Here is a 26077-nt window from a genome sequence, read left to right as displayed (position 1 = left end):
TTACCCATGCCGGCGATGCAAATTGATGACTGGAATGCACAAATCTATTGATCGAAGATGCCTGTCTGCGACGCGACCTTGCGATAGGCCGCACCAGCCGTGAAGCCGCCATCGATGACGAAGTCTTCGCCGGTAATAAAGCTTGATGCGTCAGAGGCGAGGAACAGGACCAGTTCGGCGATCTCTTCCGGCTTGCCGCTGCGCTTCATCGGCGTCATGTCGATCATCGGCTTCAGGTGCGGGCTGTTGGCGTTCAAGCCCGTCACGACAAGACCTGGGCAGACGGCGTTGACGCGGATGGCCTTTGGCGTCAGTTCCATCGCCGCACTGCGGGTCAGGCCACGCAAGCCCCATTTGCTGGCCGTATAGGCCGGGTCGTAATGGCCGGAGAAGCCGCTATTGGAGGAGATGTTGATGATCGAGCCGCCGCCGGTCTTGCCCATCAATTCCGTCACCGCCTGAATGCCAAGGAAGGCACCGGTCAAGTTCACCTTCAACACCCGCTCCCATGCCTCAAGACTGGTGGTTTCGACGATGGTGCGGTTGATGATGCCGGCATTGTTGACGAGGATATCGATGCGGCCCTTCCATTCGGTGGCAAGCGCCACAACACCTGCCCAGCTCGCTGGATCGGTCACGTCGAGATAGATGAAGCGGGCTTCGCGGCCTTCACTCTGCAGGCTTTCCGCCAGCGCCCGGCCTTCCTCGTCCAGTACGTCGGCGATGATGACGGCGGCACCTTTGGAGGCAAACAGGCGGGCTTCGGCCTCTCCCTGGCCGCGCGCGCCGCCGGTGATGATGGCGAGACGCCCTGAAAGATCGGTCATGCTCAGTCCCTCGCTTCTACCGTTTGCTGCCGCTGCTCGCCCAGACCCTCGATGCCGAGCGTCATGACCTGGCCAGTCTTCAGGAAGACAGGGTCCGGCTTGATGCCCATGCCCACACCTGGTGGAGTGCCGGTGGCGATCACATCACCGGGCTCCAGCGTCATGAACTGGCTGATATAGCTGACCAGATGCGCGACGCCGAAGATCATCGTGTTCGTATTGCCTGTCTGGCGGCGGATACCGTCCACATCCAGCCACAGGGCGAGGTTCTGCGGGTCCGCCACCTCGTCGCGTGTGACGAGCCACGGGCCTGTCGGGCCAAACGTGTCGTGGCTCTTGCCCTTGGTCCACTGACCGCCGCGCTCGGATTGGAAAGCGCGCTCGGACACATCATTGACCACGCAATAGCCAGCGACATGGTTCAGTGCATCGGCCTTGCTCACATATTTCGCCCGCGTGCCGATGACGACGCCAAGCTCGACCTCCCAGTCGGCCTTTTGCGATCCGCGCGGGATTTCGACATCGTCGTTCGGACCGACAACTGCCGAGGTCGCCTTCATGAACAGGATCGGTTCGTCCGGCGGTGCCTTGCCGGTTTCCTTCGCATGGTCGGCATAGTTGAGACCGACGCATATGAACTTGCTCGGACGTGGCACGCAGGAACCAATTCGCTCGAGTGAGACCTCTGGTAGCGTTGCAGGGTCGATTGCAGCAAGCCGCGCGAGACCGGCGTTGGAGAGGGCGTCGCCGTTGAAGTCGGCAATGACGCCGGAAAGATCACGGATCGAGCCGTCCTTTGCCACAAGGGCGGGCTTCTCGGCGCCTGCGGGGCCGTATCGCAACAGCTTCATCAGGCTCTCCTGAAACCTTCGAGTACGGAATCATCCACATCCGGCAGGTTGACGACGATGTTGTCCGGTGTGCGGGTGGTGAGCCACACCAGCTCTTCCGTCGTCGACATGTTGACCTCGATATGCGGCCAGTTCGGCGGCACGAAGATGAAGTCGCCTTCTTCCATGTCGAGATACTCTTTCCAGTCCTCGCCGAAATAGATGCGCGCCTTGCCCTTCAGCACATATCCGCCAGTTTCCGCTTCGCCATGGTGATGCGGATAGGAGCGATAGCCCGGCTCGTTGGAGACTTTGCCGAACCAGATCTTGGTGGCTGGCGTGTGCTGCGGGCTGACACCCGAGATACGCACGCAACCGCCGGACTGGCCGGTGCCGGTGTCTTCCTGGCCCTTGCGGGTGATGAAGGGTCTGATGGTGCTGGTCATGGAATCTCTCCTCCTCTGCAGATTTCAATCAATCGGGAACGACGGCCAGCGCCTGGATTTCGATCTTGGCGCGGTCTTCCATCAAGGACACCACCTGGACTGCCGCCATGGGTGGGAAGTGACGACCGATGATCTCGCGGTAGATCGCGCCGATTTCCTTCATGCGGGATTTGTAGGAAACGCGATCGGTGAAGTACCAGGTCATCTGGATCAGATGCTCAGGCTTTGCATCCGCGGCCTTCAGCACGCTGACGATGTTGATTAGCGTCTGGCGCACCTGTTCGACGAAGTCGTCCGAATGGAACTGGCAATGCTCGTCCCAACCGATCTGACCGCCGACCTGTACGATGCGACCGCGCGCGCTGATCCCGTTTGAGTAACCGATCGGCTTTGCCCAGCCGTCCGGCTGGATGATTTCATGCATCATGTCTTGGCTCCAGATAACGTGTGAGACCTGCGCGCACGTCGTCAGGCCAGGGATGGGATTTGTGGTCTTCGAGCGAGGTCATCACGATCCTCTGCTTGACCGACCAGATGATGTCGCCACGGACGGTGACGATGGTTTCGAGATCGAGCGAAGCCCGGCCGATCGAGCGCACATGCACGGCAAAATCGAGCGTATCGCCATAGACGGCAGGCTTCTTGAATTCGAGGTTCATCGTCACCGTCGGCAGGCCAAGCTTGCGCTCGAACATCAGTTCCTTCCAGGTGACGCCGAAGGAGGCGAACATCGCTTCGTTGACGTCGACGAGCATCGAGAGATAGGCCGGATGATAGGCAATCCCCGTCAGGTCGCAGTCGCCGAAGCGCATGGGTTTGGATTGGGTGAAGGGCATTTTATTCTCTATCTCCGTTTAGCCTGTCATGACCTCGCCGCCAGCAATCGCAATTGCCTGGCCGGTCACCGAACCCGCCGACGGCGAGGCAAGCCACAGCGTTGCATCCGCCACTTCCTGCGGCCTGATCAACCGGCCTTGCGGGTTGGACTTCGTGAATTCCGAAAGCGCCTCTTCGCGGCTGCGCCCGGTCTTCTGCATGATGGTTTCAAGCGATTGCTGGATGATCGGCGTATCGGTGAAGCCGGGGCAGACGGCGTTGACCGTGACACCCTTCTTCGCCAGCTCCAGCGCCAAGGATCTCGTCAGGCCGATAACGCCATGCTTGGCCGCGCAATAGGCCGAGACATAGGCGTAGCCCGTCAGTCCCGCCGTGGACGCGATGTTGATGATACGCGCGCCTTCGCCATGTCCCTTCAAGTCCGGCAGCACGGTCTGGGTGACGTTGAACACCCCCGTCAAATCGACTGAGAGGACATGGCTCCACATGTCAGACGAGGTCTTCTCAAAGGACGCACTTGGCGCTTCACCGGCATTGTTGACGAGAATGGTAACCGCACCAAAGGCCTGACGGGCTCTTTCAAGCCCGGTCGAGATAGCTTCTGTCTTTGTCACATCGAAGCCGTCGAGCACGAAGGTCTGAGTGCCAATTTCTGCCGCAACCGCATCAAGCGGCTCGCGGCGACGACCGGCAAGCGTCACATTCGCCCCCGCCTTTGCCAGGGTGTGGGCAATAGCAGCGCCGATTCCGCTTCCGGCACCGGTGACGAGCGCATGCCGTCCTTCAAGGGTGAGAGCGTTGGACATGCCGCTCTCACTTGGTCGCGCTGGCGCGTTCGAGATTGGCCTCATACTGGAACTTGCCAGACATATACTGCTTTGGCCATGGCACGTTCTTCAGCCCGATCTTTGCCGCCTCGTGCAAGGCCCAGGCAGGATCCGCCAGATGAGGCCGCGCCACGGCGCAAAGGTCCGCACGACCCGCCGAGATGATCGAATTGGCGTGGTCCGCCTCCGAAATCGCGCCGACCGCGATTGTGGGAATGCCGATTTCGTTGCGGATCTTGTCGGAGAAGGGCGTCTGGAACAGGCGACCATAGACTGGCTTTTCTTCTTTCCACACCTGACCCGACGAGCAGTCGATCAAGTCTGCGCCTGCGTCCTTGAACATCCTGGCGAAGATCGCGGCATCTTCCGGCTTGTTGCCGCCTTCCGTCCAGTCATGGCAGGACAGGCGAACCGAGATCGGCTTGTCTTCCGGCCAGGCTTCACGCACGGCGGCGAAAACTTCCAGCGGGTAGCGAGCACGGTTTTCGTAAGATCCGCCGTACTCATCCTCGCGCCGGTTGGTCAGCGGCGAGAGGAAGGAGGAGATCAGGTAGCCGTGAGCTGCGTGGAACTCCAGCCAGTCGGCGCCGGCTTCCGCTGCGCGACGGGTGGCTGCCACGAAATCGGCCTTCACCCGGTCCATATCGGCGCGGTCCATCGCCTTGGGAACGGTGCTGTGTTTCAGGTAAGGGATCGCCGAGGCAGAGAGAAGCGGCCATCCGCCTTCTTCCAGCGGCTGGTCTATACCATCCCATGCTCGCTTGGTCGCGCCCTTGCGTCCGGCATGACCGAGCTGAATGCCGACCTTGGCGGCGCTGTTGGAGTGGACGAAATCGACAAAGCGCTTCCAGCCCTTCGTCTGCTCGTCGTTCCACAGGCCGAGGCAACCGGGGGTGATGCGGGCGTCGGGAGAGACGCAGGTCATTTCGGCAAAGATCAGACCGGCACCACCAAGCGCGCGGGCGCCGAGATGAACCATGTGGAAATCATCAAGCAGACCGTCGGTCGCCGAATACATCGCCATTGGCGAGACGACGATGCGGTTCGGCAGCGTCGTGCCGCGGGCCGTATAGGGCGTGAACATCGGTGGCAGGCAGCGTTCGTTTTCCTTGACGGCAAGACCGGAATGGCGGGCGAACCAGTGCTCGTAACCTTCGAGCCATTCCTTGTCGCGCAGACGCAGGTTTTCGTGGCTGATGCGCTGCGAGCGTGTCAGCATCGAGTACATGAACTGTTCGGCTGGCAGCGTATCGGCATAGCGATCGCCAACGACTTCGAACCATTCCATGGCGTTACGGGCGGCATTCTGGATGCGTGCCACATCAACGCGGCGGATGTCTTCATAGGTCTTCAGCACATCGGCAATGCTCTCCTTGCCGTGGCCAGCCTTGTTGAACTGATTGGCAAGCTCGATCGCGTCATCGATGGCAAGCTTCGTGCCTGAGCCGATGGCGAAGTGAGCCGTGTGGGCGGCGTCGCCCATCAGCACCACATGGGAATTGCCGTTGAAATGGCTCCACTTGCCGCAGATCAACCGGTTGAAGTTCAGCCAGGCAGAACCGACCATGTGCCGCGCATTGGTCATCAACTCCGCGCCTTCGAGGGTTTCGGCGAAGAGGTTCTGGCAGAAATCGATCGATTCCTGCTGGCTCATTTGGCCGAGGCCATGCTCTTCATAAGCCTTTTCGGTCGTTTCGACGATGAAGGTCGAGGTGTTCTCATCGAACTTGTAGATATGCGCCTGGAACCAGCCGTGATCGGTCTTGCGGAAATCGAAGGTGAAGGCGTCGAACAGCTTGTTGGTGCCGAGCCAGATGTAGCGGTTCGGGCGTTTGACGAGGTCCGGTTGGAACACGTCCGGGTAACGGTTGCGAACCTTTGAGTTGAAGCCATCCGATGCGATGACCAGATCGGCATCGGGGAAGTCCTGGTCGCCGCCGGCGTCGGTTTCGAAGACCAGTTCAACGCCGAGCGCTTCGCAGCGGCTCTGGAGAATGTTGAGGAGCTTCTTGCGCCCGATGCCGACGAAGCCGTGGCCGGTGGTGCGCTGGCGCGTCCCCTTGAACAGAACTTCGATATCGTCCCAGTGGTTGAAAGCCTGCTGGATTTCGTCAGCGCTCTCCTTGTCCCACTTTTGCATGGACGCCATTGTCTGGTCGGAGAAGACGACGCCCCAGCCGAACGTGTCATAGGGACGGTTTCGCTCGACGACGCGGATGTGATGCTCTGGGTGCAGTTTCTTCATCAGCAGGCTGAAATAGAGCCCTGCCGGGCCTCCACCGATACAAACGATACGCATGTAACCCTCCGTGGCTTTGAGAGCACCTTCACGAGCTCTTATTTGAAGATTAAACTAATTTTGGATGTTGATGCTGTCAAGTATGCAGATGCATATATCGGAATTTATTTTAGGCTTAAAATAATTGGTCACAGGGGTGGAGCCTGCGACCGTTGGAAATTAGGGTTCGTGTGCCAAAAGCTTTCGCCGCAGGCACGCTAACGCTTTGTTTTCAATATAAGAGGCTGCAGGCCATGATATCCTCAGCTAGCAAGAGCGGCCCGCTGTCGCACGACAGGCACTCGAATGCCCGCCTGCTCCAATAGCGGCAGCACGGTATCCCGGAAGTATGGGAATTCCTCGACGTAATCGACGAAGGAAAGAGTCGTTCCGGCAAAGCCAGCCTTGTGCAGCGAGATCAGGCCGTCTGCCACCTGTGGCGGCGTTCCGACCAGCGGGAAGCCACCATGGCCAGCTGCCATCCGATCTTTGATGAGCGCCAGGAGATCGTGTGGGAAGGAATGAGCATGGGCAAATTGCAGCTTCACAAGATTGTCGACAGCGTCGCAATCGGCATTGTCCTTGCCGAAATGCTGCAGATAATCCGTCGCTTCCTTTTCCGTCGGTCGGCAGACGACATGCGAGAAGGTGAGCACACCCGTGTTGCGACTTGCTTCCGCACCCTTTGCCTTAAGCTCGGCAATCTCCACCTCCGAGCGGCTGAGATCGATTGCTGGGGTGAAGAGAAAATCAGCATTCCGAAGAGCAAAGTCGCGGCCCTGGCCAGAGCCTGCGGCATTGAGGATCGGCACCTTGCGGGAAGGGCGGGGATCGCCAAGGATGTTCTTCAGGTGGAAGAAAGTGCCGTCGTAATCGAACGCCACTTCTTTCTGCCAAAGTGATTTGACCAGATCGAACCATTCGTCGGCGTAGGCGTAGCGGCTCTCATGATCGGCGGGAAGATTAAGCCCCAGTGCCTCGTATTCCGGCTGATTCCACCCGGCGACGATGTTTAGTCCGATGCGGCCATTGCTGATCTGGTCGATGGTGGCGATCTGCTTTGCCACGACAGCCGGATGATTGGCGGCGGTATGAATGGTGGCGAAGACGTTGATGTTGCGTGTGCTGGCCAGCAATCCGGCAGCCCAGGTCATCGTCTCCAGCACGTTGCCGTGAAAATTTGTCTCGCCGCCATAACCGATCCAGCGTGCGATCGGCAGCATGAAGTCGATGCCGGCGTCATCCAGCAGGCGCGCGAGTTTTAGATTGTTGTCCCAGCTGTTCGTCCAACGCTCCGGCACTTTGGTGACAGACATGCCGCCCGAACAATTGGATGCGAAAGTGCCAAGCAAAAACTGCCCGGCGGCGAACATTGAGTTCTCCGTCATAGTTGGTTCCCCATTTTTTAATAGAATTTACAATAGAAAGTCTATTTTAAACTTCAAGCTTGTCTATGGGCAATCGAGAGATCACAAAAGCGGAAATGCGAGCAGAGCAACGACACCGATGAGCAAGCAGAAAAACGGCGACGAGCACCACAATCCCGACAATGATGAAGCATTGGACCGGCGTTGGCATCTGGCGCGAACGCCTGTGGAGGTCGATTTGGCAGAGGCCGAGTTCGCGCTCATGCGCGCCTTTGAAGCCTTCGGACGCTGGCAGGCGGAGTGTTTGGGTTCGGTCGTCGACCTTGCCGTGAGCGGTACGGAAAACGCCATGCTGCATATCATCCGCATGAATGAACGTCCCAAATCGATCAAGGACCTCGCGCGGCTGGCAAACCGGGACGACATTCCCAATATGCAATACAGCCTGCGCAAGCTGATCGGTGCCGGTCTGGTGCAAAAGAGTGGTAGCGGGAGGTCGGGCGTCGTCTACAGCGTGACGGAGAAGGGCAAGCTCGTTACCGAGCGCTACGCGGATGTGCGCGCCTCGCTGCTGGCAAAGGCGGTTCAATCGGTGCCGGAGTTGCGCCACCGTCTCGAAGACGCCACCACGACGCTCGATCTGATGACCGGCATCTACGAGCATGCGGCGCTGAGCGCCGCAACCCACCGTCGCTTACCGAAAGAGCCTCTGGAAGAATGACAGGCCGCACGGATGCGCGGCCTCCCAAGTCGTGAAAGGCGTTAGGCTGCAAGCTTTGTGAGATAGGCGTCCGCTTCTTCCGGCACGGCGAACCATGGGAAGAAATCGCGCGGATCGTTGAAGCCGTTGGCGATGCGCTTTGCCAAAGCGGGGAAGGCCTGAGCCGAGCCCATGATATTGAGCACATGCGGCGGCGGAGGTGCGAGCAGCGCATTGGTCCAGCCCACCACATATTGCGCGTAGTTCCAATAGGCTTCGAAGGTCGCCTGTTTGAAGGCGTCGTCGAATGGCCTGTCGCCATGGGTCAGGATGGCGTCCATATAGTATTTGGCGGCTTTCGATGCGTTGTTGGAGCCTTGGCCGGTGATCGGGTCGTTGAGGCAGACGGCATCCGCCAGACCAAGAACGGTCGCACCCGATGGCAGCTTGCCGATCGGCTTTCGTACCGTAGGCGCGAAGGCTCCTGCCAGACGTCCATTGTCATCGGTCAGGGAGACATCGGTGCAGCGCTCCGCTTCCCAAGGCAGGAAGGTGTCGAGGATCCACTTCGACTTTTCGAGATGCGCGTCCGGCGAGTTCACATTCTTCCAGCAATCCACCGGACCGCCAGGAAGGCCTTCGAACACCATGATGTCGCAAGCGCCGGTGGTCGTCAGCGCTGGGAAAGTGAAGTACTCGCCTACACCGGGAATGAGGTTGAAGTTGACCGCCGAGTGGCCGGGCCGTGGCGCCATGCCTTTTACATAGGTCAAAGCCAGAGCGCGCTGCGGCTTGTCGTAGGGCGAGCGCTGCGGGTCGCGCTCGAACATCTTGGCGATATCGCCCTTGCCAGCGGCGACAATGACCAGATCGCTTTCCCGGGTATAGGTTTCGAGATCTTCGATTCCGGCATCATGTATGGTCAACTGACCGCCGCGATGCTCGAACTCGGTCAGCCAGCGTGGGATCTTGACGCGCTGATCGACGCTCTGGGCCTTGCTGTCCAGCTTGCCGTTCCACTCGATGGCCTTGCCGCCATCTGGAGCGGGCACCACGAAGTTGATGGAGTCGACGGTTGGGCAACTGTCGCCCCAGAAGTTGAGGCCGAGCTCCCGCTCGTTTTGCAAGGCTTGATCGAACATGCACTGGCTGGACAGAACTCGCCCCGAGGCGATTTCTTCGGCTGTTCGGTTTTGTACGATGTGCACCGAGTGACCGGCATCCAGCAGGCCGCAGGCCAGTTGCAGACCGGATTGGCCGCCGCCGACGATGGTAAAGCTGCGCTTCTTCGTCATTTTCATTCTCCCTGTTCTCAAGTTCCGCTGTGACGTTCCCGTTTGTTGATCTTCGAGGCGGCTCAATTCATGAGGCGTGGTATTGCTGGCTCGTTGCGCTCCGGTCCCATGGCAGTGTAGCCGCCATCGACGCGAATATCGGTTCCGGTAATGAAGCTTGCATTGTCGGAGAGGAGGAAGGCGACCGCCTCTGCGACTTCTTCCGGGCTTCCCGTGCGTCCAAGCAGGTGGAAGTCCTTGGCGACACTGTCTGCCTTTTCGCGGGTGTTCGTGGTCAGCTCGACCATGACATTGCTCCAGGTCCAACCGGGAGAGACGGCGTTGACGCGAATGCCGTCAGGCGCCAGATCCATCGCCTGGTTGCGCGTCAATTGCAGGATGGCGGCCTTGGAGACCGGATAGACCCACCGTCCGGTCTGGGCGATGCGTGACGAGATCGAGCCGAAATTGACGATGGCGCCGTTGTTCTTGGCAAGGTGCTTGTGCGCCGCCTGCATCAGCGCGATCGAGCCGACGACATTGATGTCGAAAGCCTTCAGCCAGTCGGCGCGAGTCGTCTCGACGCCATTGTCGAGATAGGTACAGGCGACATTGACAAGAAAATCCAGACGACCGGTGGCCTCAACCGTTTTGTCGACGAGTGTGCCGATATCGGCATCGCTGGTGATGTCTGTACGGATAAACTGGACTTTGTGCCCGGCTCGCTCAGCCGCAGCTTTTCCGGCTTCTTCGTTGATATCGGCAATCACCACCGATAGGCCGTAGCCAGCCAGCACTTTGGCAATGCCCTCGCCAATCAGTGTCGCGCCGCCGGAAATGATTACAGTTTTCCCTTGAAGTCCGCGCATCGTCGTCTCCTTGCAAATGTCAGCAGAAATGTGTCGTGGATGTCAGGCCGCGGCTTGCGGCCGGGCTGCCGCAGTTAGAAACGCACCGTTTCCGTAGATCAGCGGATTGTCGTCTTCTGGAGCGCAATGGGTCTTGGCGACCTTGCCGATCAGGATCAGATGCGTGCCGAATTCCTTCACCTCGGCGATCTCGCATTCGAAGGAGACGCATGTCTCAGACAGAACCGGCGCGCCGGTCATGATGCCCTTGATCCATTCGCCTGCGGTAAAGCGTTCTTCACGTACTAGGCCCGCCCGTCCGGCGAAGACTTCGGCCACCGGCTGCTGATCGAGAGATAAAACGTTGACGGCAAAGACGCCGCTCGACTCCACCACGGCCGCAACCGAGCTTGAACGGTTGACGCAAGCCAGAAGCGACGGGGGCTCGGTCGAAAGCGAACAGACGGCCGTGGCCGTTAGCCCGCAGCGGTTGCCCTCTGCATCCATGGAAGTGATGATGGTGACACCGCCGGTCAGCTTGCGCATGCCGACGCGGAATTCCTCGCTGCTCATGTTTTTGTTCCCTTTGCGAATAGATTTCGCATTCGTTTTATGTTTAAACTTTCGATGATGTTCCGGCTAAGAGATCCAATCGGCAATCCAGATTGCGCAGGGATTTATCCAGTTTCGGCAACAGGCGGTCTGAAACTTCACTTTTGTCATTTCGGCGAGTGACTGATGATCGATATCGGCAAGCAGCAACCAGATGCCCGCCCGGTAGTGGACACCCACGACGTGGACGAGGCGCGAGAGGCGATCGGACGGATTTTCTGCCCGCATTTCCTGCTGGTCGATGGAGCTTGGAAAAGCGGCTTTCACGCGGTTCATGATGTGGTTGAGGAGCCGGGTCACTCCATCAATGTCGTGTCTTACGGATCCGCGGTGGAAATCGACCCCGGCGAACTATCTCGCTTCTTTCTACTGCAACTGCCCGTAAAGGGTCGTGCGGTCGTTCGGTGCGGCGGCAAGGAAACCCATGTCGCAGAAGGCCGTACGGCAACGCTATTGTCCCCAACGCTCGCGACCCGCATGCGCTGGGCGGAAGGGTGTGAGAAACTGATCGTACTTTTGGAGCGCGAGCTCGTGGAAAGCCACTTCGAGACCCTGGCGCATGAGCGATCCGATCGTATCGAGTTCGAACCGGCGATTGATCTGACCCATGGCATCGGCCAAGGGATATTTCAGCACAGCATGCTGATGTCAGGCGCTGCCAAAGGCATCGGCCATTTTCCGGAAGCCTACCGGATCATGCTTCGGGACGGTCTGGTCAATCTGCTCCTGCATGGGCTATCGCATAACCGCAGTGGTCGCCTCCAGCGGTCAAGCCAGGGTGCCGGTCCCGTGCCGGTGCAGCGTGCGGAAGATTATATCAGGACGAATGCCGAACAGCCGATCACGGCAGCCGATATCGCCGAGGCATCGGGCGTTCCACTGCGCACGCTTCAGGATAGCTACCGGAAAGCAAGGGGACGGACATTGATGGAGGCGGTGCAGGACGTACGCCTTGAGCTCTTGCGTAAGACCCTGTTGACGCCGTCCGGCGATATCAGCGTCGCCGATGCCGTCTTCGCGTCGGGTCTCGGCCATCTCGGTCGTGCCGCCTTTGCTTACAGAGAGCGGTATGGCGAAACGCCCTCTCAGACACTGCGACAAAGCAGAGGATGGTCTTGAGGTTATACCGAAGGGGCTGAGCCGCCTGATGGATGGTGTTTCCCACGCACAGACAGCCGCGGGAACTGCGATGTGATATGCATCACCTTTCCCCCATCGGCGCAAATACTTTAAGCCTAAACATACGCTGGGGTGTTGACGTGCCTCGGCGGTCCTCCGGTATGGAAAAGTTGCGCCCGAATGGTTTCTTGCGCAAGAAATGTGCATGTGCATACAGATCTGTCCTCTCCGATATGCAAAAATATGCAGTTTAACGGTCCTAATTTCACTCTGCACAATTATTTTAGGTTTAAATCTTTCTCGGTTGACATCTACTCAAAAGTAGAAATATGATTTTGCATATAAAAGGCGCAATAGTCATAAGGGGAACCATCATGGCCGAACGGTCATTTGCGCGCGAGGTTGAAGACCTCAAGCTGGGTGAAGGCGAAATCTTCAGCGGCGAGGGTATTCTCGCCATTACCAAAGCGCTGCTGCAATCCGGCGTATCTTATGTTGGTGGTTATCAGGGCTCGCCGATTTCCCACCTCATGGATGTCCTGGCCGATGCCAAGGATGTGATGCAGGAGCTCGGTGTCCACTTCGAATCCTCGGCCTCTGAAGCAGCCGCTGCCGCGATGCTGTCCGCCTCCGTCATGTATCCGGTGCGCGGCGCCGTGACATGGAAATCGACCGCGGGTACCAATGTCGCCTCGGATGCGCTCTCCAATCTGTCTTCCGGTGGTGTGACCGGCGGGGCGCTGGTCATCATCGGTGAGGATTACGGCGAGGGCTCTTCGATTATGCAGGAGCGCAGCCATGCCTTTGCGATGAAATCGCAGATGTGGCTTTTGACCCCGCGTCCAAATCTGACCTCCATCGTCGATGCGGTGGAAAAGGGTTTCGAGCTTTCCGAAGCATCCAGCACCCCCGTCATGCTGCAGGTCGGCATTCGCAGCTGCCACGTTCATGGGCAATTTGTCGCCAAGGACAACAAGCGCCCGGCCTACACACTGAAACAGGCGCTGGAAAATCCGGTGCGCGATCTCAACCGCATCGTTCTACCGCCGGCATCCTTCCAACATGAGAAGGACAAGCTGGAACGCCGCTGGCCGGCAGCCGTCGAGTTTGTCAAAACAAATAAGTTGAACGAGTTCTTCGGCCCGTCCGAAGGCGAGGTTGGTCTCATCCTCCAGGGCGGCCTCTATAACAGCACCATGCGAGCGCTACAGCATCTTGGCCTTGCCGATGTCTATGGCAATAGCCGCATTCCGCTCTACGTCATGAATGTCTCCTACCCGCTGATCGACGACGAGATCGTCGCATTTGCCGCGGGCAAGAAGGCGGTGCTGATGGTAGAAGAGGGCGCGCCGGAATATATCGAACAGGCCCTTCATACGTTGATGCGCCGCCGCGATATCCAGACAAAGATTTCCGGCAAGGATCTGCTGCCCATGGGCGGCGAATATACCACGCCGGTGCTGATCAAGGGCCTGACCGGTTTCCTTGAGGTCAATGCCCCGCAGCTTCTCGGCAATCGTCCGCCAGTTCCCGATCCATCTGCCGTGTTGAGCGACCCGAAGGTGAAAGCACTGGCTGAAGTCGTGCCGGCGCGTCCGGCGGGTTTCTGCACCGGCTGTCCCGAGCGTCCGATCTTTGCCGCCATGAAGCTGGTGGAAAAGGAGCTCGGGCCCCATCATGTATCTGCCGATATTGGCTGTCACCTGTTCTCCATCCTGCCGCCCTTCAATATTGGCGGCACGACGATGGGTTACGGGCTTGGCCCGGCTTCTGCCTCCGCCTTCAACGTGGATGCGGACAAGCGTTCGATTGCGGTGATGGGCGATGGCGGCTTTTGGCATAACGGCCTTGCCACATCCGTCGGCAATGCCGTCTTTAACAAGCAGGACGGTGTCACCATCATCGTCGACAATTTCTATGCCTCTGCCACCGGCGGGCAGGATGTCCTGTCGTCGCGAGCCGACAACCCCAACCGAAAGACTAACAATTCGATCGTCAAGGCGGTGAAGGGCATCGGTGCCACCTGGGTCAAGCAGATCGACCGCACCTATGATGTGGCGAAAATGCGTGACACGCTTAAAGAGGCGCTGACGACCGATGAAAAAGGCCCGAAGATCATTGTCGCCTCATCGGAATGCATGCTGAACAAGCAGCGTCGCGTAAAGCCGCAATTCGCCAAGGCGGTGAAGAATGGCAAGCGCATGGTGAAGGAACGCTTCGGGGTGGATGAGGATGTCTGCACCGGCGATCACGCTTGCATTCGCCTGTCCGGCTGTCCGTCGCTTTCGGTCAAGCATACGGACGATCCGCTGAAGGACGATCCGGTCGCGGCGATCGACAATTCCTGTGTGGGTTGCGGCAACTGCGGCGAAGTCTCGGAAGCGGCGGTTCTCTGCCCCTCCTTCTATCGGGCCGATGTCATTCACAATCCGACGAAAACAGACAGGTTTCTCTATCGCCTGCGCTCTGCGGTGATCGAATGGCTGCAAAAGCGCAGAAACGCGTCGCGCGTTCTGTTTCCGGCTTGAGGAGGAGAGATCATCATGGATAGTCTTCAATCGCAGTTTTCGTCCGTTCTTTCCGCCGACAAGCCGCTTTCCATCGCCATCCTTGCCATGGGCGGGCAGGGCGGCGGCGTTCTGGCAGACTGGATCATCTCGCTTGCCGAAGGCCAGGGTTGGGTTGCGCAGACAACTTCAGTTCCAGGAGTCGCTCAGCGCACGGGCGCGACGATCTATTATCTTGAATTGCTGAAGGCACGGGAGGGCGAAAAGCCGATCCTGTCCCTCATGCCGACACCCGGCGACGTCGATATCGTCATTGCAGCGGAACTGATGGAAGCCGGGCGCTCGGTCATTCGCGGCCTCGTCACGCCGGACAAGACGCTGCTGATCGCCTCCACCCATCGTTCCTATGCGGTCGGTGAAAAGGAAAAGCCGGGCGATGGCATCGGCAACCCCACTGTCGTGGCCGATGCGACGGATTTCGCCGCCAAGAAAACCATTGCCTTCGACATGGATACGCTGGCTGTCAAGAATGGCAGCGTGGTGTCTTCGGCGCTCTTCGGTGCGCTGGCCGCGTCCAAGGCATTGCCTTTCTCCAAGGAAATCTTCGAAGCTACCATCAAGTCGGGCGGCAAAGGCATCGAGGCCAGCCTTCGGGCCTTCAACGCCGCCTACGAGCGGACGACCAAGGGGGAAAACGACAAGCTGTCCGCAACGCCCGTCAAGAAGCTGGAAGAGTTGCCCACATCCGCCGGTCATCCCGCGCTGGATAGGCTGATTGCCCGCATCCGGACCGAGTTTCCTCAAAATGCGCACTCCATGCTCTATGCCGGTGTGAAGAAGCTGACCGAATTCCAGGATCCGGCTTATGCGGATGAGTACCTGACGCGGGTCGCTTCCCTTCACAAGGCAGATGCCGCCAATGGCGGCGCTGAGAAGGATTATGCCTTCACCGCACAGGCAGCAAAATATCTGGCCGTCGCCATGGCCTATGACGATGTCATTCGCGTTGCAGACCTGAAAACGCGTTCGGCTCGCTTCGAGCGCGTGCGCAAGGAAGTCGGCGTCAAGGGTGACCAACTGCTCTACACGACGGAATACATGCATCCGCGCATGGAGGAGGTGTGCGGCACGCTTCCGCGCGGGCTTGGCCGGTGCATCGAGAATAGTCCGAAACTCTTCGCATTCCTCAATCGCCGTATCGACAAGGGTCGGCGGGTGAAGACCGGCACATTGTTCTGGTTCCTCTGCCTTTACGTTACCTCCGCCTTGCGCCGTTTCCGCCGGGGCAGCCTGCGGCATCATATCGAAGTCACGCATCGCGATGCCTGGCTGCAAAAGGCGGAAGAGGTCCTGGCTGCCAATTACGATCTGGCCGTGGAGGTTCTCGGCAATCGTCGGCTGGTGAAGGGTTATTCCGACACCCACAGCCGTGGTCTCTCCAAGTTCGACCGTGTCATGTCCGCTCTGCCCTTGCTCAGAGATCGCGCGGATGGCGCAGCTTGGATGCGTCGCCTTCGCCAGGCTGCTCTTCTGGACGAACAGGGTATTGCGCTGGACGGCGCCTTGAAGACCGTCGCGACGCTCTGACCGCGTCAGCCGTACAACAACTATAAGAAAGACGGCGCCGTGACCGCGGCGACCGTCCTCATCATCACCATGCCTATCCGTGTCGAATGTTCAGGGCTTCTGCTCTGCGCAAAAGGGGAACTTTATCATGACGCAACCTATTGAAATTTCGTCCTATGCGGCGATGAAGCCAGCAGAGATATCCTCAAGCAAAAGCCTGCTGGTGGTGGCGCTGTGCTGGTTCGCGATTTTTGCCGAAGGCTATGATGTGGGTGTCCTCGGCGCCATCCTTCCTGCCCTTTCGGTAGATCCTATCTGGAAGCTCACGCCCCTCGAACTGGGTGCCTTGGGCAGCTATACCGTGATCGGCATGTTGATCGGTGGCATTGTAATTGGAACGCTCAGCGAAATCTATGGCCGCAAGCCGCTGTTCATGGGCTGCCTCAGCCTGTTTGCCGCCTGCATGATCCTGACGTCCATGGCTCCGACCCCATTCTGGTTCGGCGTCAGCCGCTTCATCGCCGGTCTTGGTCTTGGCGGTATCATTCCTGTTGCTGCGGCGCTGACGGTGGAGTACTCGCCCAAAAACCGCAAAAGCTTCAATTACGGCCTGATGTATTCGGGATACTCGCTCGGCATCCTGGCAGCGGCACTTTGCAGTCGCGGCTTTCTGGCAGACTACGGCTGGCGCGTGATCGTGCTTTTCGGTGCCGCGCCGCTGTTGATTGTGCCGGTCTTCTATTTCCTGTTGCCCGAATCCGTTGAAAGCCTCGTTCTGCGCGGCAAGCACAAGCAAGCGGCTGAAACGGCGAAACGCATGGGTGTTGCTTTACCGAAGACGGTTCAGAGAAACGCGAAGGGGCCGGGCTGGTCCGCCGTTCTCAAAACCATCTTCGCGCGCGACAAGGCGTTCGAGACGATTTGCTTCTGGGTCGGTCTGTTTCTCGGGCTTCTGCTAGTCTACGGATTGGCACAGTGGCTGCCGCAGATCATGCGCAAGAACGGTTACGATTTGGGCGACAGCCTCCTCTTCCTCGCCGTTTTCAGCCTAAGTTCTGCGATTGGCGGTATCGTGCTCGGCACGTGGGCAGACAGATTTGGCATCAAGCGGACCGTCGCGCTCTCCTATCTGGTTGGTGCCATCGGCATTGCGGCGCTGACCTTCAAGAGCTCGATTGTGCTGAACTACGTCTTCGTCGCCATTGCTGGTTTCGGTACGGTCTCAGCTTCGCTCATCTTGACCGGCTTTCTTGCGCAGCGGCTTGATCCGACAATCCGCTCCGCTGGCACGGGCTTTGCGCTCAGCTTTTCGCGGATCGGCGCTCTGACAGGGCCACTCCTTGGCGGCTGGATCGCCAGCACGAATCTTGCTCCCGAATGGAACTTTTACATTTTTGCGGCGGTAGCGGCCTTGGCGGCTCTTGCCACTGTGTTAATACCGTCATCCATTGGTCGATATGAGACGAAGTGATTGCAGTGTTTCGAGTTTAAGGGAGGGACTTTTGAGACTAGGTACACCTAAGGAAATCTATGAGAGCGAAGCGCGCGTCGCGATGACGCCGGACAGTGCTCAAGCCTTGCAGAAACTGGGCTACGAATGCCTGATCGAGACCGGGGCCGGCAAATCTGCCGGTTTCTCCGATGATGCTTACCGGGCCGCTGGCGTGACGGTCGTCGATACCGCGGAGGGGCTTTACGCTGGTTCCGACATCATCGCCAAGGTTCGCCCGCCGGAGGCTTCCGAGATCGACCGGCTGTCTGTGGACAATACGCTGATTTCCTTCTTTTATCCGGCACAGAACCAGGCGCTGCTGCAGCAGGCAAAGGAAAAGGGTGCTACCGTCCTTGCCATGGACATGGTGCCGCGCATTTCGCGCGCCCAGAAGATGGATGCCCTCTCTTCAATGGCCAACATTGCCGGCTATCGCGCCGTCATCGAGGCCGGCAACAATTTCGGTCGCTTCTTCACCGGGCAGGTGACCGCCGCCGGCAAGGTGCCACCCGCCAAGGTGCTGATCATCGGCGCAGGCGTTGCAGGTCTTGCGGCCATTGGCACCGCCACATCGCTCGGTGCCATCACCTATGCTTTCGATGTGCGCCCGGAAGTGGCTGAGCAGATCGAGTCCATGGGCGCTGAATTCGTCTATCTCGATTTCGCCGATCAGCAGGACGGCGCGGCGACCGGCGGTTATGCCGCTCCATCCTCGCCCGAATTCCGTGAAAAGCAGCTAGCGAAATTCCGCGAGCTCGCGCCGCAGATCGATATCGTCATCACCACTGCACTGATCCCCGGTCGCGATGCGCCGAAGCTGTGGCTCGCCGATATGGTGGCCGCGATGAAGCCCGGCTCCGTGATTGTCGATCTTGCCGCGGAACGTGGCGGCAATTGTGACCTGACCGTTCCTGACCAGCGTATCGTTTCCGACAATGGCGTCATTGTCATCGGCTATACGGATTTCCCGAGCCGGATGGCGGCGCAGGCCTCGACGCTATACGCCACCAACATCCGCCACATGGTGACCGATCTGACGCCCGCCAAAGATGGGCAGGTGGTTCACAACATGGAGGACGATGTCATCCGTGGTGCGACAGTCACTTACAAGGGCGAGATTACCTATCCGCCACCGCCGCCTAAAATCCAGGCGATTGCCGCCCAAAAGCCAAAGGAGAAAGCCAAGGAACTGACGCCTGTGGAAAAACGGACCCAGGAAATCAAGGCCTTCAAGAAGCAGACCGTCAATCAGGTCGGCCTTCTGGCCATCGGCACGGCCGTTCTGCTTCTCGTCGGCACTTATGCGCCCGCAAGCTTCATGAGCCATTTCATCGTCTTCGTCCTGGCTTGCTTCATCGGCTTCCAGGTCATCTGGAATGTCAGCCATTCCCTCCACACGCCGTTGATGGCGGTGACGAATGCCGTATCGGGCATCGTCATACTGGGCGCGTTGCTGCAGATCGGTTCCAGCAACTGGCTGGTCGTCATTCTGGCAGCACTCTCAGTGTTGATCGCGACGATCAACATTGTGGGCGGCTTCCTCGTGACACGGCGCATGCTCGCCATGTTCCAGAAGTCTTGAGCCGGGGGAGGGGATTATCATGACACTTGGTATTGTTTCAGCGGCCCATGTTGCCGCAGCGGCTCTTTTCATTCTCTCACTCGGCGGTCTTTCCGGTCAGGAAAGCGCCAAGCGTGCCGTGTGGTACGGCATCACCGGTATGGCTCTCGCCATCATTGCGACTGTCTTTGGACCGGATGTCGGCAACTGGTTCATCGTGCTGGTGATGCTGGCCGGCGGATCCGTTCTCGGTTATTTCGTCGCGAACCGCGTGCAGATGACGGAGATGCCGCAGCTCGTTGCCGCACTTCACTCTTTCGTCGGTCTCGCCGCCGTCTTTATCGGCTTCAACGCCCATATTGAAGAGGCGCATGTCGCCTCTCTGGATGAGGCCTCGCGCTCGGCTCTCACCGGTTTTGCCGCCCTTCTGGCACACAAGACGCCGGTGGAACTGGCGATCATGAAGGTCGAGGTGTTCCTCGGCGTCTTTATCGGTGCGGTTACCTTCACTGGCTCGGTGGTTGCCTTCGGCAAGCTGGCCGGCAAGGTCGATGGCAAGGCAAAGAAGCTGCCGGGCGGGCACCTCCTCAACGCGGGGGCCGCGGCACTCTCCATCCTGCTGCTGATCCTATACTGCAATGGCGCGGGTGCCTGGACGCTGGTGCTGATGACGTTGCTTGCCTTTTTCATCGGCTATCACCTGATCATGGGCATTGGCGGTGCTGATATGCCGGTGGTCGTCTCGATGCTGAACAGCTATTCCGGTTGGGCGGCAGCCGCGATCGGCTTCACCCTCGGCAACGATCTCCTGATCGTCACCGGCGCGCTGGTTGGCTCGTCGGGCGCGATCCTCTCCTACATCATGTGCAAGGCCATGAACCGCTCCTTCATTTCCGTCATCCTTGGTGGCTTTGGTGGCTCCAAGGGTCCGGCCATGGAGATCAATGGCGAGCAGGTGGAGATCGATGCCGATGGCGTGGCTGCAGCCCTCAACGAAGCCGATAGCGTCGTGATCGTGCCGGGTTATGGCATGGCGGTGGCGCAAGCACAGGCCGCGGTTTCTGAACTGACCCGCAAGCTGCGCGCGGCGGGCAAGACGGTGCGTTTCGCCATTCATCCGGTCGCAGGCCGTCTGCCGGGCCATATGAACGTACTTCTGGCGGAGGCGAAGGTGCCTTACGATATCGTGCTGGAAATGGACGAGATCAACGATGACTTCCCGAGCACGGATGTCGTGATCGTTATCGGCTCCAACGACATCGTCAACCCGGCGGCACAGGAGGATCCGAACTCTCCAATCGCCGGCATGCCGGTGCTGGAGGTGTGGAAGGCAAAGCAGGTCTTTGTGTCCAAGCGCGGTCAGGGCACCGGTTATTCCGGCATCGAGAACCCGCTGTTCTTCAAGGAAAACACCCGAATGTTCTACGGCGACGCGAAGCAGAGCGTCAGCGCGCTCGTGCCATTGATTTCCTGATGCAAAAGGAGGCCTCGTCATTCCCGTGACGGGGCCTTCACACTTTAACCCGTCACGCGGAGCGCCAAAGCTCGATCAAGCCGCCAGACGTTTTCAACACGGGGTCGGTTGCGGGGACGGGAAGAGAGCGGATCAACGCCAGCATTTCTCTCGTTGCAGCTTCGCGCTGGATATCCGCCCCCTGACCGGGCGGATAGGCACCCACGACTTGAAAATCGCTCGAACTTTCCAGTCGCTTGTGCCCGGTTCCTGCTGGCAGAAGCAGGCAATCCCCTTGTTTCACATCGAGTATCTTCCCATCCGGCCCACCGATCTGGAGCCTGGCATTGCCACGACCGACGCCGAGCACCTCATGGGCGCCGCTGTGATAATGATGAAAGGCAAAGACGCCGTTTCGCCAGACGCCCGTCCAGCCATGATCGTGGAACATGTCCTCCAAAGCCGATGAATCGAGATCGCTTCGGATATGGCTGTAGACGAGAACGGGGAGCGTAGGGTGATTGGGAACCCAGTCGCTGGACGGCAGGGTAAAGTGGTCGACCTTCATCGTTTCATCCTTAGCAATGTTAGCGGTGTTGAATGAACGCCGATGGAGGCTTGAAGTTCGTCGAAGGGTTGCCAGTGCCGGGGAGGGGACGATGTTCTTGGGAGGATGCTTCAGATTTCGTGGCGACGAATGTTGCGCAGAATCTTGTGCAAGGTCGTCACGAAGGCGCGATATTCCTCATCGTCGATGTCTTTGAACATCCGGCACATGTCGTTGTACATGATCGGCCAGACATCCTCGAACACGGCGCGGCCTTCATCGGTGATGGTCACATCGCGCACGCGCATGTCGTCGGCACGCGGGACGCGCCGGACAAGGCCCTGCTCCTCCAGCGAATCCAGCGTGCGGCTCATGGTCGATTGCTCGGTCACGGCGAAGACGGAAAGCTCGTTGATGGTCAGCGACGAGGAGACGTTCAGCACCGCAAGAGCGCGCATCTTCACGGTGGTAACGTCGCGTGCCTTCATGTCTTCGGCAAGGTTGGCATTCCACCGCGCCATGATGCGGTTCATGATATAGGGCGCAAAATTATTGAGCCCGATCTCGCCGAGGCTGGGAATGCGTTTGGTCTGGTCGTCGGGATTTCCGAGAAATTCGACGGAAAAGCCATTATCCATGTGCTTTCATCCCTTCATCAGCGCAAAGACGAGGCGAGCAGGAAACCGGACCCGCCTGCAAGGCCCGGCCCAGGATGCGTGGACGCCCCGATATGGTAAAGACCCGCAACATGGGTCTTGTGGTTAACCGAGCTTTTGAACGGACGCCAGAGAAAGAATTGGTCGAGCCCGCAGAAGCCGCCGTAAGGATCTCCGCCCACGAGGTTCATGTTCATTGCCTCGAGGTCTGTCGGCGCGTAAGCGCGGCGCTTCAGGACGATCTCGTCGAAATTCTCGATCTGTGCGCGCAGGATTCCCTCGATGCGATCGGCAAAGGCCTCGCGCAGCGCCTCCGTCCAGCGCCCGTCAACCGGGCATGCCAATTCATTCGCCGCATCGCCTTTGATGTGGCGTGGCGTATCCGGCACCTGCAGCCATAAAACGGCAGCGCCATCCGGCGCACGGCTGGGATCGAGCGCTGTCGGCTGGCCGACGCAGACCGTCGGCTCTGCCGGCAGAAGCCCACGTTCGGCCTCGTTGGCGGAACGAGAGACTCCATCGAGACCGGGGGTTAGATGCAAGAGCGCCACCTTGCTCAGCTCTTCGCCCGCGCGCCAGCGAGGCGCTGCTTGAAGCGCATAATGGATTTGCATATTGCCCTTGCCATATCGGTAGCTGGCAAGGCCCTCCTGCACTGGTTGTGGCAGCTTGGTGGACGAGGCGCTCAAAAGGCGCTGGTAAAGCTGATGGGGCGTGACGGAGGCGATGACGCCTTTGGCTGCTCGCAATTGTTTCCCGTCGGCAAGCGTGACGCCGACGGCCTTGCCGGACGCATCGACATCGACCCGCTCGACATCGGCGCTACGCATGATGCTGCCACCCTGATCCGTGATCAGCCGCTCGAAAGCTGCGAGCAGATTGTCCGCCCCGCCTTTAACGATCGGGCAACCGGCCGCCTCAATGGCAAAGCCGATAACGCGCGTCATCTCGGCGGAATAGGCGCTTTCCGGCCCAAGGCCGCAATGCAGTGCCCAGGGCGCAAAAAGCCCGCGCAGTTCCTCGGAGCGGTAGGTGGTTTCGAGATAGCCTCGCGCAGGCGACAGAGCCTCGCCGAAAAATGCAGTGAGGCCCTTCAGTCCCCGTTTCCAGACTTCGCGGCCCAGCAGCTTGGCTGTCGCTGTGGACCAGAGATTACCGCCAAGCAGGCCGAAGACGAAACCGGCATTGCTCGCGAAACGCGCCATTTCACGGTCGAAGGCTTTGCCATCCCCATCGGCGATGCCATCGAAACGGGCGATGTTGCGTGCGCGATCCGTCGAGAGAATGGCATGCGTGCCATCTGTCCGCAGCACGCCGGTTGGCGTTGATGTGTGGCAGAACTCCAGCCCTCGGGCCTCCAGATCCTTGCCCAGAGCCGCGAAGGCAGGCGACGTGAGGAACAGGACCATGGTCGTTGCCATGACATCGTGCCGGTAGCCCGGAAGTGTGATTTCTTCTGTGCGCAGGCAGCCGCCAATGCGGTCGTTTCTTTCGAGCAGCAGGACACGTTTGCCCTTCTTGCCTAAGAGAGCTGCGGCGACCAGCGCGTTGATGCCGCTTCCGACGATGATGTAATCAGGATCAGCCATGGGGAAACTCCACAGACGCAAGAGGCGGCATCGCGATGGGTGGAAAGGGCCGGAGTCACTGAGTTCACCTCCGACCGACAGATGAGACTGCTGCGGGCTTTGGCCTAGATCACGAGCGCCAGCGCGCGTACCGGCGAGCCGGTTCCCTTGACCAGCTTCAGCGGTGCTGCGATCAGGATTGCGCCCTTGGCCGGCAACTGGTCGAGATGGCAGAGGCTGGCAAGACCATACTTGTTGGCCTTATGCATCAGATTATGGGCAGGGAAGGGCGGGTTCATGCCACCTGCCGAGCCTGCATCCGTGCCGATGGTTTCCTGGCCCCAGCCGATAATACCCTTGGAGAGAAGATATTCGATGGCTTCTGCCGTCGGACCAGGGGAATGGGGGCCATTTTCATCGGCATTCAGGAAGGTTTCCGTAGAGCCATTGCGCTTATACCAGTCGGTGCGCAGCAGAACCCAGGTGCCGGCTTCGATCTCGCCATGTTCGGCTTCCCATTGCTGGATGCTTTCGACCGTCAGCAGATAATCCGGGTTCTCAGCGGCTTCCTTCGAACGATCGATGACGTTGACCGGTGCGACGAAATTCTGCGGGGGAATGGTATCTGTCGTGTTTTCGGCATTGTCTTTGCCGGTAATCCAGTGGCAGGGCGCATCGAAATGCGTGCCGGTATGTTCGCCAAGCTCCAGCCAGTTCCAAGCCCAGAAAGGGCCATCCTGGTCATAGGCGGAAATGGTGTGGACCTTCACATTGGGCGTGTTCTTGCCGAACTGCGGCGGCAGATAGAGAACCGGCGTGTCCGGCCCAAGCGGCGCCGTCAAATCCACAACCTTCACCTTGCCGGAAAGCAACCCGCTGGCAAGTCCTGCAATCATCGAAGCATCGGTCATTCAAGTTCCCCTTATTTTGAACCGTCTGTTCCTGCTTCGTCAGCGCTGCTGAAGAAGCAGATGCGATAATGGGAAAACCTATGACCAAAAATATGGATATGCAAGAATTTTGTTTAAGCTTCAATTGTTTTTCAAAGGCGGTTTAAGCGCAGCGATATGATCTCAAAGTGAATGTAGCGAGGGACATAGCGTCCGCGCCAGACCGTGCCCGATGAAATCCGCTAGAACCTCCAGCAGTCAGAAATCTGTACACGCATATATTGGAGGCCAAACGCATGACGAAATCAGCCGAGCTGAAGAAATCTGAGGTTGGCAATCCCGCGTCGACCGGCGCCAGACTATTGCTTGAAGCTTTGAGAATGTTGACCGCGCATCACGAATGGTGTTCTAGACTACCGATAAGAGCATGTCGTGGGAAAAGCAGGCAAAGGTTTTGCCGCCAGGGTATGGGTTAAAGCAAGAAACTTGAAGGGCGGGCCACGAACTTCAGAGGCCACGGCAAACTTTGAGACAAGGGACGGGTAATGGCGGCTATCGATCTGGAAGCGATCATAAGCGATACGCAGGATGGCAAGAAACAGGAACTGCGCCTGTGGCTTCGCCTGCTGTCCACCACCAAACTCATCTCCCAGGAAATCCGCCGTCGCCTGCGCCGCGAATTCGGCGCCACGCTGCCGCAGTTCGATCTCCTCTCGCAGCTCTACCGCGAGACCGACGGCCTGCGCCTTGGCGAACTCTCAAAGCGCACCATGGTGACAAACGGCAACATTACCGGCTTGGTCGAGCGCTTAGAGGCCGACGGCCTCGTCATCCGCGAGCGTCTCCCGGACGACCGCCGCGTCATCGTCGCTTACCTCACCGACAAGGGCCGCAAGACCTTCGATGCGATGGCCAAGGCGCATGACGGCTGGTTGAAGGATATGATGGCTGACGTGGATCCTATCGTGATCTCCGGGCTGATTACACATGTAGGGCAAGTGAAGCAGTCGACGCGCAATCATCTTTCGGGGGATGATGGAGAAGAGGAGTGAGTTTCCGCGCCTGTAAGATGTCGCGTTAGTCACAGTCTCCCGGACGTCAGACATAGTCCAGGTGACTACGGAATAAATCGAGAGGAGCCGGCTGGTCCCTCAAATTGGACTACTGCTTTTTTTCTGCGGTCGGTTCGCGTGCATTGCCTTCCATGGCCTGAAGGGCTCCGGCGGCAGCCCTGCGCGCCTCTTCTTTCGCTATGCGCAGCCTTTCATTCAAGTCAGATTGCTCAGCCTGCGTTCTTTCCGGATACGCTCCCTGCGCCCGCTCGCCACTGGGAAGCAAGCTTACGGTGTTGAGCAGGTTAATCATGAAGGCTATCGCTGCGCAAATGAGGAATATGAGGACGAAACCCATCCGCCCCTTCATTATCCCTTTCTGCATTCACACCTCGTCTTCAATCCCAATGGGGATTTGACTCTATTTGGAACTGCACCAGGAGCGAGACGGTGGTTTCCATTGATCGTCAGCTTTACACTCACGGTCGCGTAGCGGGTCCCCAAGATCCTCGAAGGCCCGCGTCGCAGACAGAGAAAGCGAAGATTTATTGCGGCTTCTTCTGCTTGCTGGCCTCAACGGCCTTCGCTCCCAAAGTAGGAGCCGCAGCCGGTGGCGCCTTGTCCTTCTTCGGTTTGCGGATTTCCTTGTTGCTTCTCACTTGACCCTTAGCCATTGGAATCTCCTCTTCAAAAGAAGAAACTGCCGCTCTTTGCGACTGAATAGCAAGAGAAATCGAAGCGATGGCGCTCACAGTTGTGCCAAATGAGGCGTACTCTATCTAATGGGATCGAAATGCATTGCTGAGAATTTGGTGGAGCT

At 58.7% G+C, this 26077-nt stretch carries 25 protein-coding genes; 8 read left to right on the top strand and 17 right to left on the bottom strand.

Features of this window, described 5'->3' with window-relative positions; translation table 11 throughout:
• Positions 1 to 44 precede the first annotated feature (44 nt).
• From QZ862_RS01480 to QZ862_RS01445, 8 genes are all read right to left on the bottom strand, one after another.
• Positions 45 to 827 (bottom strand): glucose 1-dehydrogenase, encoded by a 783-nt coding sequence (locus tag QZ862_RS01480; protein ID WP_296097047.1) that lies wholly within the window; start codon positions 825 to 827, stop codon positions 45 to 47.
• A gap of 2 nt (positions 828 to 829) precedes the next feature.
• The gene (locus QZ862_RS01475; RefSeq protein ID WP_296097043.1) at positions 830 to 1678 is read right to left on the bottom strand and encodes a fumarylacetoacetate hydrolase family protein; all 849 of its coding nucleotides are present in this window, start codon (positions 1676 to 1678) and stop codon (positions 830 to 832) included.
• Positions 1678 to 2103: a cupin domain-containing protein gene (locus QZ862_RS01470; protein WP_296097040.1), complete on the bottom strand. Its 426-nt coding sequence runs from the start codon at positions 2101 to 2103 to the stop codon at positions 1678 to 1680. The genes QZ862_RS01475 and QZ862_RS01470 overlap by 1 nt, the downstream gene beginning before the upstream one ends.
• Before the next feature lie 28 nt (positions 2104 to 2131).
• A complete protein-coding gene (locus tag QZ862_RS01465) occupies positions 2132 to 2527 on the bottom strand; it encodes a RidA family protein (RefSeq protein WP_162723217.1) in 396 nt (131 codons plus the stop codon).
• The gene (locus tag QZ862_RS01460; protein ID WP_279872979.1) at positions 2520 to 2939 is read right to left on the bottom strand and encodes a thioesterase family protein; all 420 of its coding nucleotides are present in this window, start codon (positions 2937 to 2939) and stop codon (positions 2520 to 2522) included. The genes QZ862_RS01465 and QZ862_RS01460 overlap by 8 nt, the downstream gene beginning before the upstream one ends.
• A gap of 18 nt (positions 2940 to 2957) precedes the next feature.
• Positions 2958 to 3746 carry an SDR family NAD(P)-dependent oxidoreductase gene (locus QZ862_RS01455; protein ID WP_296097032.1) on the bottom strand — a complete coding sequence of 263 codons (789 nt, stop codon included), beginning with the start codon at positions 3744 to 3746 and terminating at the stop codon, positions 2958 to 2960.
• 7 nt (positions 3747 to 3753) lie between these two features.
• Complete coding sequence (locus QZ862_RS01450) at positions 3754 to 6066, bottom strand: bifunctional salicylyl-CoA 5-hydroxylase/oxidoreductase (RefSeq protein ID WP_296097030.1); 2313 nt, start codon at positions 6064 to 6066, stop codon at positions 3754 to 3756.
• Between the two features lie 242 nt (positions 6067 to 6308).
• Complete coding sequence (locus QZ862_RS01445; protein WP_296097028.1) at positions 6309 to 7433, bottom strand: LLM class flavin-dependent oxidoreductase; 1125 nt, start codon at positions 7431 to 7433, stop codon at positions 6309 to 6311.
• Between the two features lie 118 nt (positions 7434 to 7551).
• Here QZ862_RS01445 and QZ862_RS01440 point away from each other — a divergent pair, with 118 nt between their 5' ends.
• Entirely contained in the window at positions 7552 to 8133 is a 582-nt protein-coding gene (locus QZ862_RS01440) for a winged helix DNA-binding protein (protein ID WP_296097025.1), read from the top strand.
• 41 nt (positions 8134 to 8174) lie between these two features.
• On the opposite strand, the gene QZ862_RS01435 is transcribed toward QZ862_RS01440, so the two are convergent.
• From QZ862_RS01435 to QZ862_RS01425, 3 genes are all read right to left on the bottom strand, one after another.
• The gene (locus QZ862_RS01435) at positions 8175 to 9407 is read right to left on the bottom strand and encodes a styrene monooxygenase/indole monooxygenase family protein (protein ID WP_296097023.1); all 1233 of its coding nucleotides are present in this window, start codon (positions 9405 to 9407) and stop codon (positions 8175 to 8177) included.
• Between the two features lie 62 nt (positions 9408 to 9469).
• Positions 9470 to 10255, bottom strand: coding sequence for an SDR family oxidoreductase (locus tag QZ862_RS01430; RefSeq protein WP_296097020.1), 786 nt, complete (start codon positions 10253 to 10255; stop codon positions 9470 to 9472).
• 42 nt (positions 10256 to 10297) lie between these two features.
• A complete protein-coding gene (locus tag QZ862_RS01425) occupies positions 10298 to 10807 on the bottom strand; it encodes a flavin reductase family protein (RefSeq protein ID WP_296097016.1) in 510 nt (169 codons plus the stop codon).
• A gap of 165 nt (positions 10808 to 10972) precedes the next feature.
• On the opposite strand from QZ862_RS01425, the gene QZ862_RS01420 reads away from it, so the two are divergent.
• The 6 genes from QZ862_RS01420 to QZ862_RS01395 all read left to right on the top strand — a co-directional run bounded on the left by QZ862_RS01420 (position 10973) and on the right by QZ862_RS01395 (position 20565).
• A complete protein-coding gene (locus QZ862_RS01420) occupies positions 10973 to 11965 on the top strand; it encodes an AraC family transcriptional regulator (RefSeq protein WP_296097013.1) in 993 nt (330 codons plus the stop codon).
• Between the two features lie 374 nt (positions 11966 to 12339).
• Positions 12340 to 14493: an indolepyruvate ferredoxin oxidoreductase subunit alpha gene (locus QZ862_RS01415; RefSeq protein ID WP_296097010.1), complete on the top strand. Its 2154-nt coding sequence runs from the start codon at positions 12340 to 12342 to the stop codon at positions 14491 to 14493.
• 15 nt (positions 14494 to 14508) lie between these two features.
• Positions 14509 to 16059 (top strand): indolepyruvate oxidoreductase subunit beta family protein, encoded by a 1551-nt coding sequence (locus QZ862_RS01410; protein WP_296097008.1) that lies wholly within the window; start codon positions 14509 to 14511, stop codon positions 16057 to 16059.
• A 127-nt stretch (positions 16060 to 16186) separates the two neighbouring features.
• Positions 16187 to 17509 (top strand): MFS transporter, encoded by a 1323-nt coding sequence (locus tag QZ862_RS01405; RefSeq protein WP_296097005.1) that lies wholly within the window; start codon positions 16187 to 16189, stop codon positions 17507 to 17509.
• Positions 17510 to 17540: 31 nt separating this feature from the next.
• Positions 17541 to 19112, top strand: a complete 1572-nt coding sequence (locus QZ862_RS01400; protein WP_296097003.1) for a Re/Si-specific NAD(P)(+) transhydrogenase subunit alpha — start codon at positions 17541 to 17543, stop codon at positions 19110 to 19112.
• Between the two features lie 19 nt (positions 19113 to 19131).
• Positions 19132 to 20565: an NAD(P)(+) transhydrogenase (Re/Si-specific) subunit beta gene (locus tag QZ862_RS01395; protein ID WP_296097000.1), complete on the top strand. Its 1434-nt coding sequence runs from the start codon at positions 19132 to 19134 to the stop codon at positions 20563 to 20565.
• A 52-nt stretch (positions 20566 to 20617) separates the two neighbouring features.
• On the opposite strand, the gene QZ862_RS01390 is transcribed toward QZ862_RS01395, so the two are convergent.
• The 4 genes from QZ862_RS01390 to QZ862_RS01375 all read right to left on the bottom strand — a co-directional run bounded on the left by QZ862_RS01390 (position 20618) and on the right by QZ862_RS01375 (position 24226).
• A complete protein-coding gene (locus QZ862_RS01390; protein ID WP_296096998.1) occupies positions 20618 to 21112 on the bottom strand; it encodes a cupin in 495 nt (164 codons plus the stop codon).
• A 110-nt stretch (positions 21113 to 21222) separates the two neighbouring features.
• Positions 21223 to 21729 (bottom strand): MarR family transcriptional regulator, encoded by a 507-nt coding sequence (locus tag QZ862_RS01385; protein WP_296022296.1) that lies wholly within the window; start codon positions 21727 to 21729, stop codon positions 21223 to 21225.
• 17 nt (positions 21730 to 21746) lie between these two features.
• The gene (locus QZ862_RS01380) at positions 21747 to 23336 is read right to left on the bottom strand and encodes an NAD(P)/FAD-dependent oxidoreductase (RefSeq protein WP_296096996.1); all 1590 of its coding nucleotides are present in this window, start codon (positions 23334 to 23336) and stop codon (positions 21747 to 21749) included.
• 104 nt (positions 23337 to 23440) lie between these two features.
• Positions 23441 to 24226: a cyclase family protein gene (locus QZ862_RS01375; RefSeq protein ID WP_296035793.1), complete on the bottom strand. Its 786-nt coding sequence runs from the start codon at positions 24224 to 24226 to the stop codon at positions 23441 to 23443.
• Positions 24227 to 24750: 524 nt separating this feature from the next.
• Between QZ862_RS01375 and QZ862_RS01370 the strand changes: the two genes are divergently transcribed.
• Positions 24751 to 25257 (top strand): MarR family transcriptional regulator, encoded by a 507-nt coding sequence (locus tag QZ862_RS01370; RefSeq protein WP_296084557.1) that lies wholly within the window; start codon positions 24751 to 24753, stop codon positions 25255 to 25257.
• A gap of 109 nt (positions 25258 to 25366) precedes the next feature.
• Here the strand turns inward: QZ862_RS01370 and QZ862_RS01365 are convergent, their stop codons facing one another.
• Both QZ862_RS01365 and QZ862_RS01360 read right to left on the bottom strand, forming a co-directional pair.
• Entirely contained in the window at positions 25367 to 25615 is a 249-nt protein-coding gene (locus tag QZ862_RS01365) for a hypothetical protein (RefSeq protein WP_296096993.1), read from the bottom strand.
• A 187-nt stretch (positions 25616 to 25802) separates the two neighbouring features.
• Complete coding sequence (locus tag QZ862_RS01360; RefSeq protein ID WP_296035784.1) at positions 25803 to 25931, bottom strand: hypothetical protein; 129 nt, start codon at positions 25929 to 25931, stop codon at positions 25803 to 25805.
• Positions 25932 to 26077: the final 146 nt, after the last annotated feature.

It is taken from the genome of uncultured Agrobacterium sp. (assembly GCA_913777615.1).
Lineage (GTDB): Bacteria > Pseudomonadota > Alphaproteobacteria > Rhizobiales > Rhizobiaceae > Agrobacterium.
The sequence above is the reverse complement of the archived record's forward strand: the minus strand, read 5'-3'. Positions and strand labels throughout refer to the sequence as shown.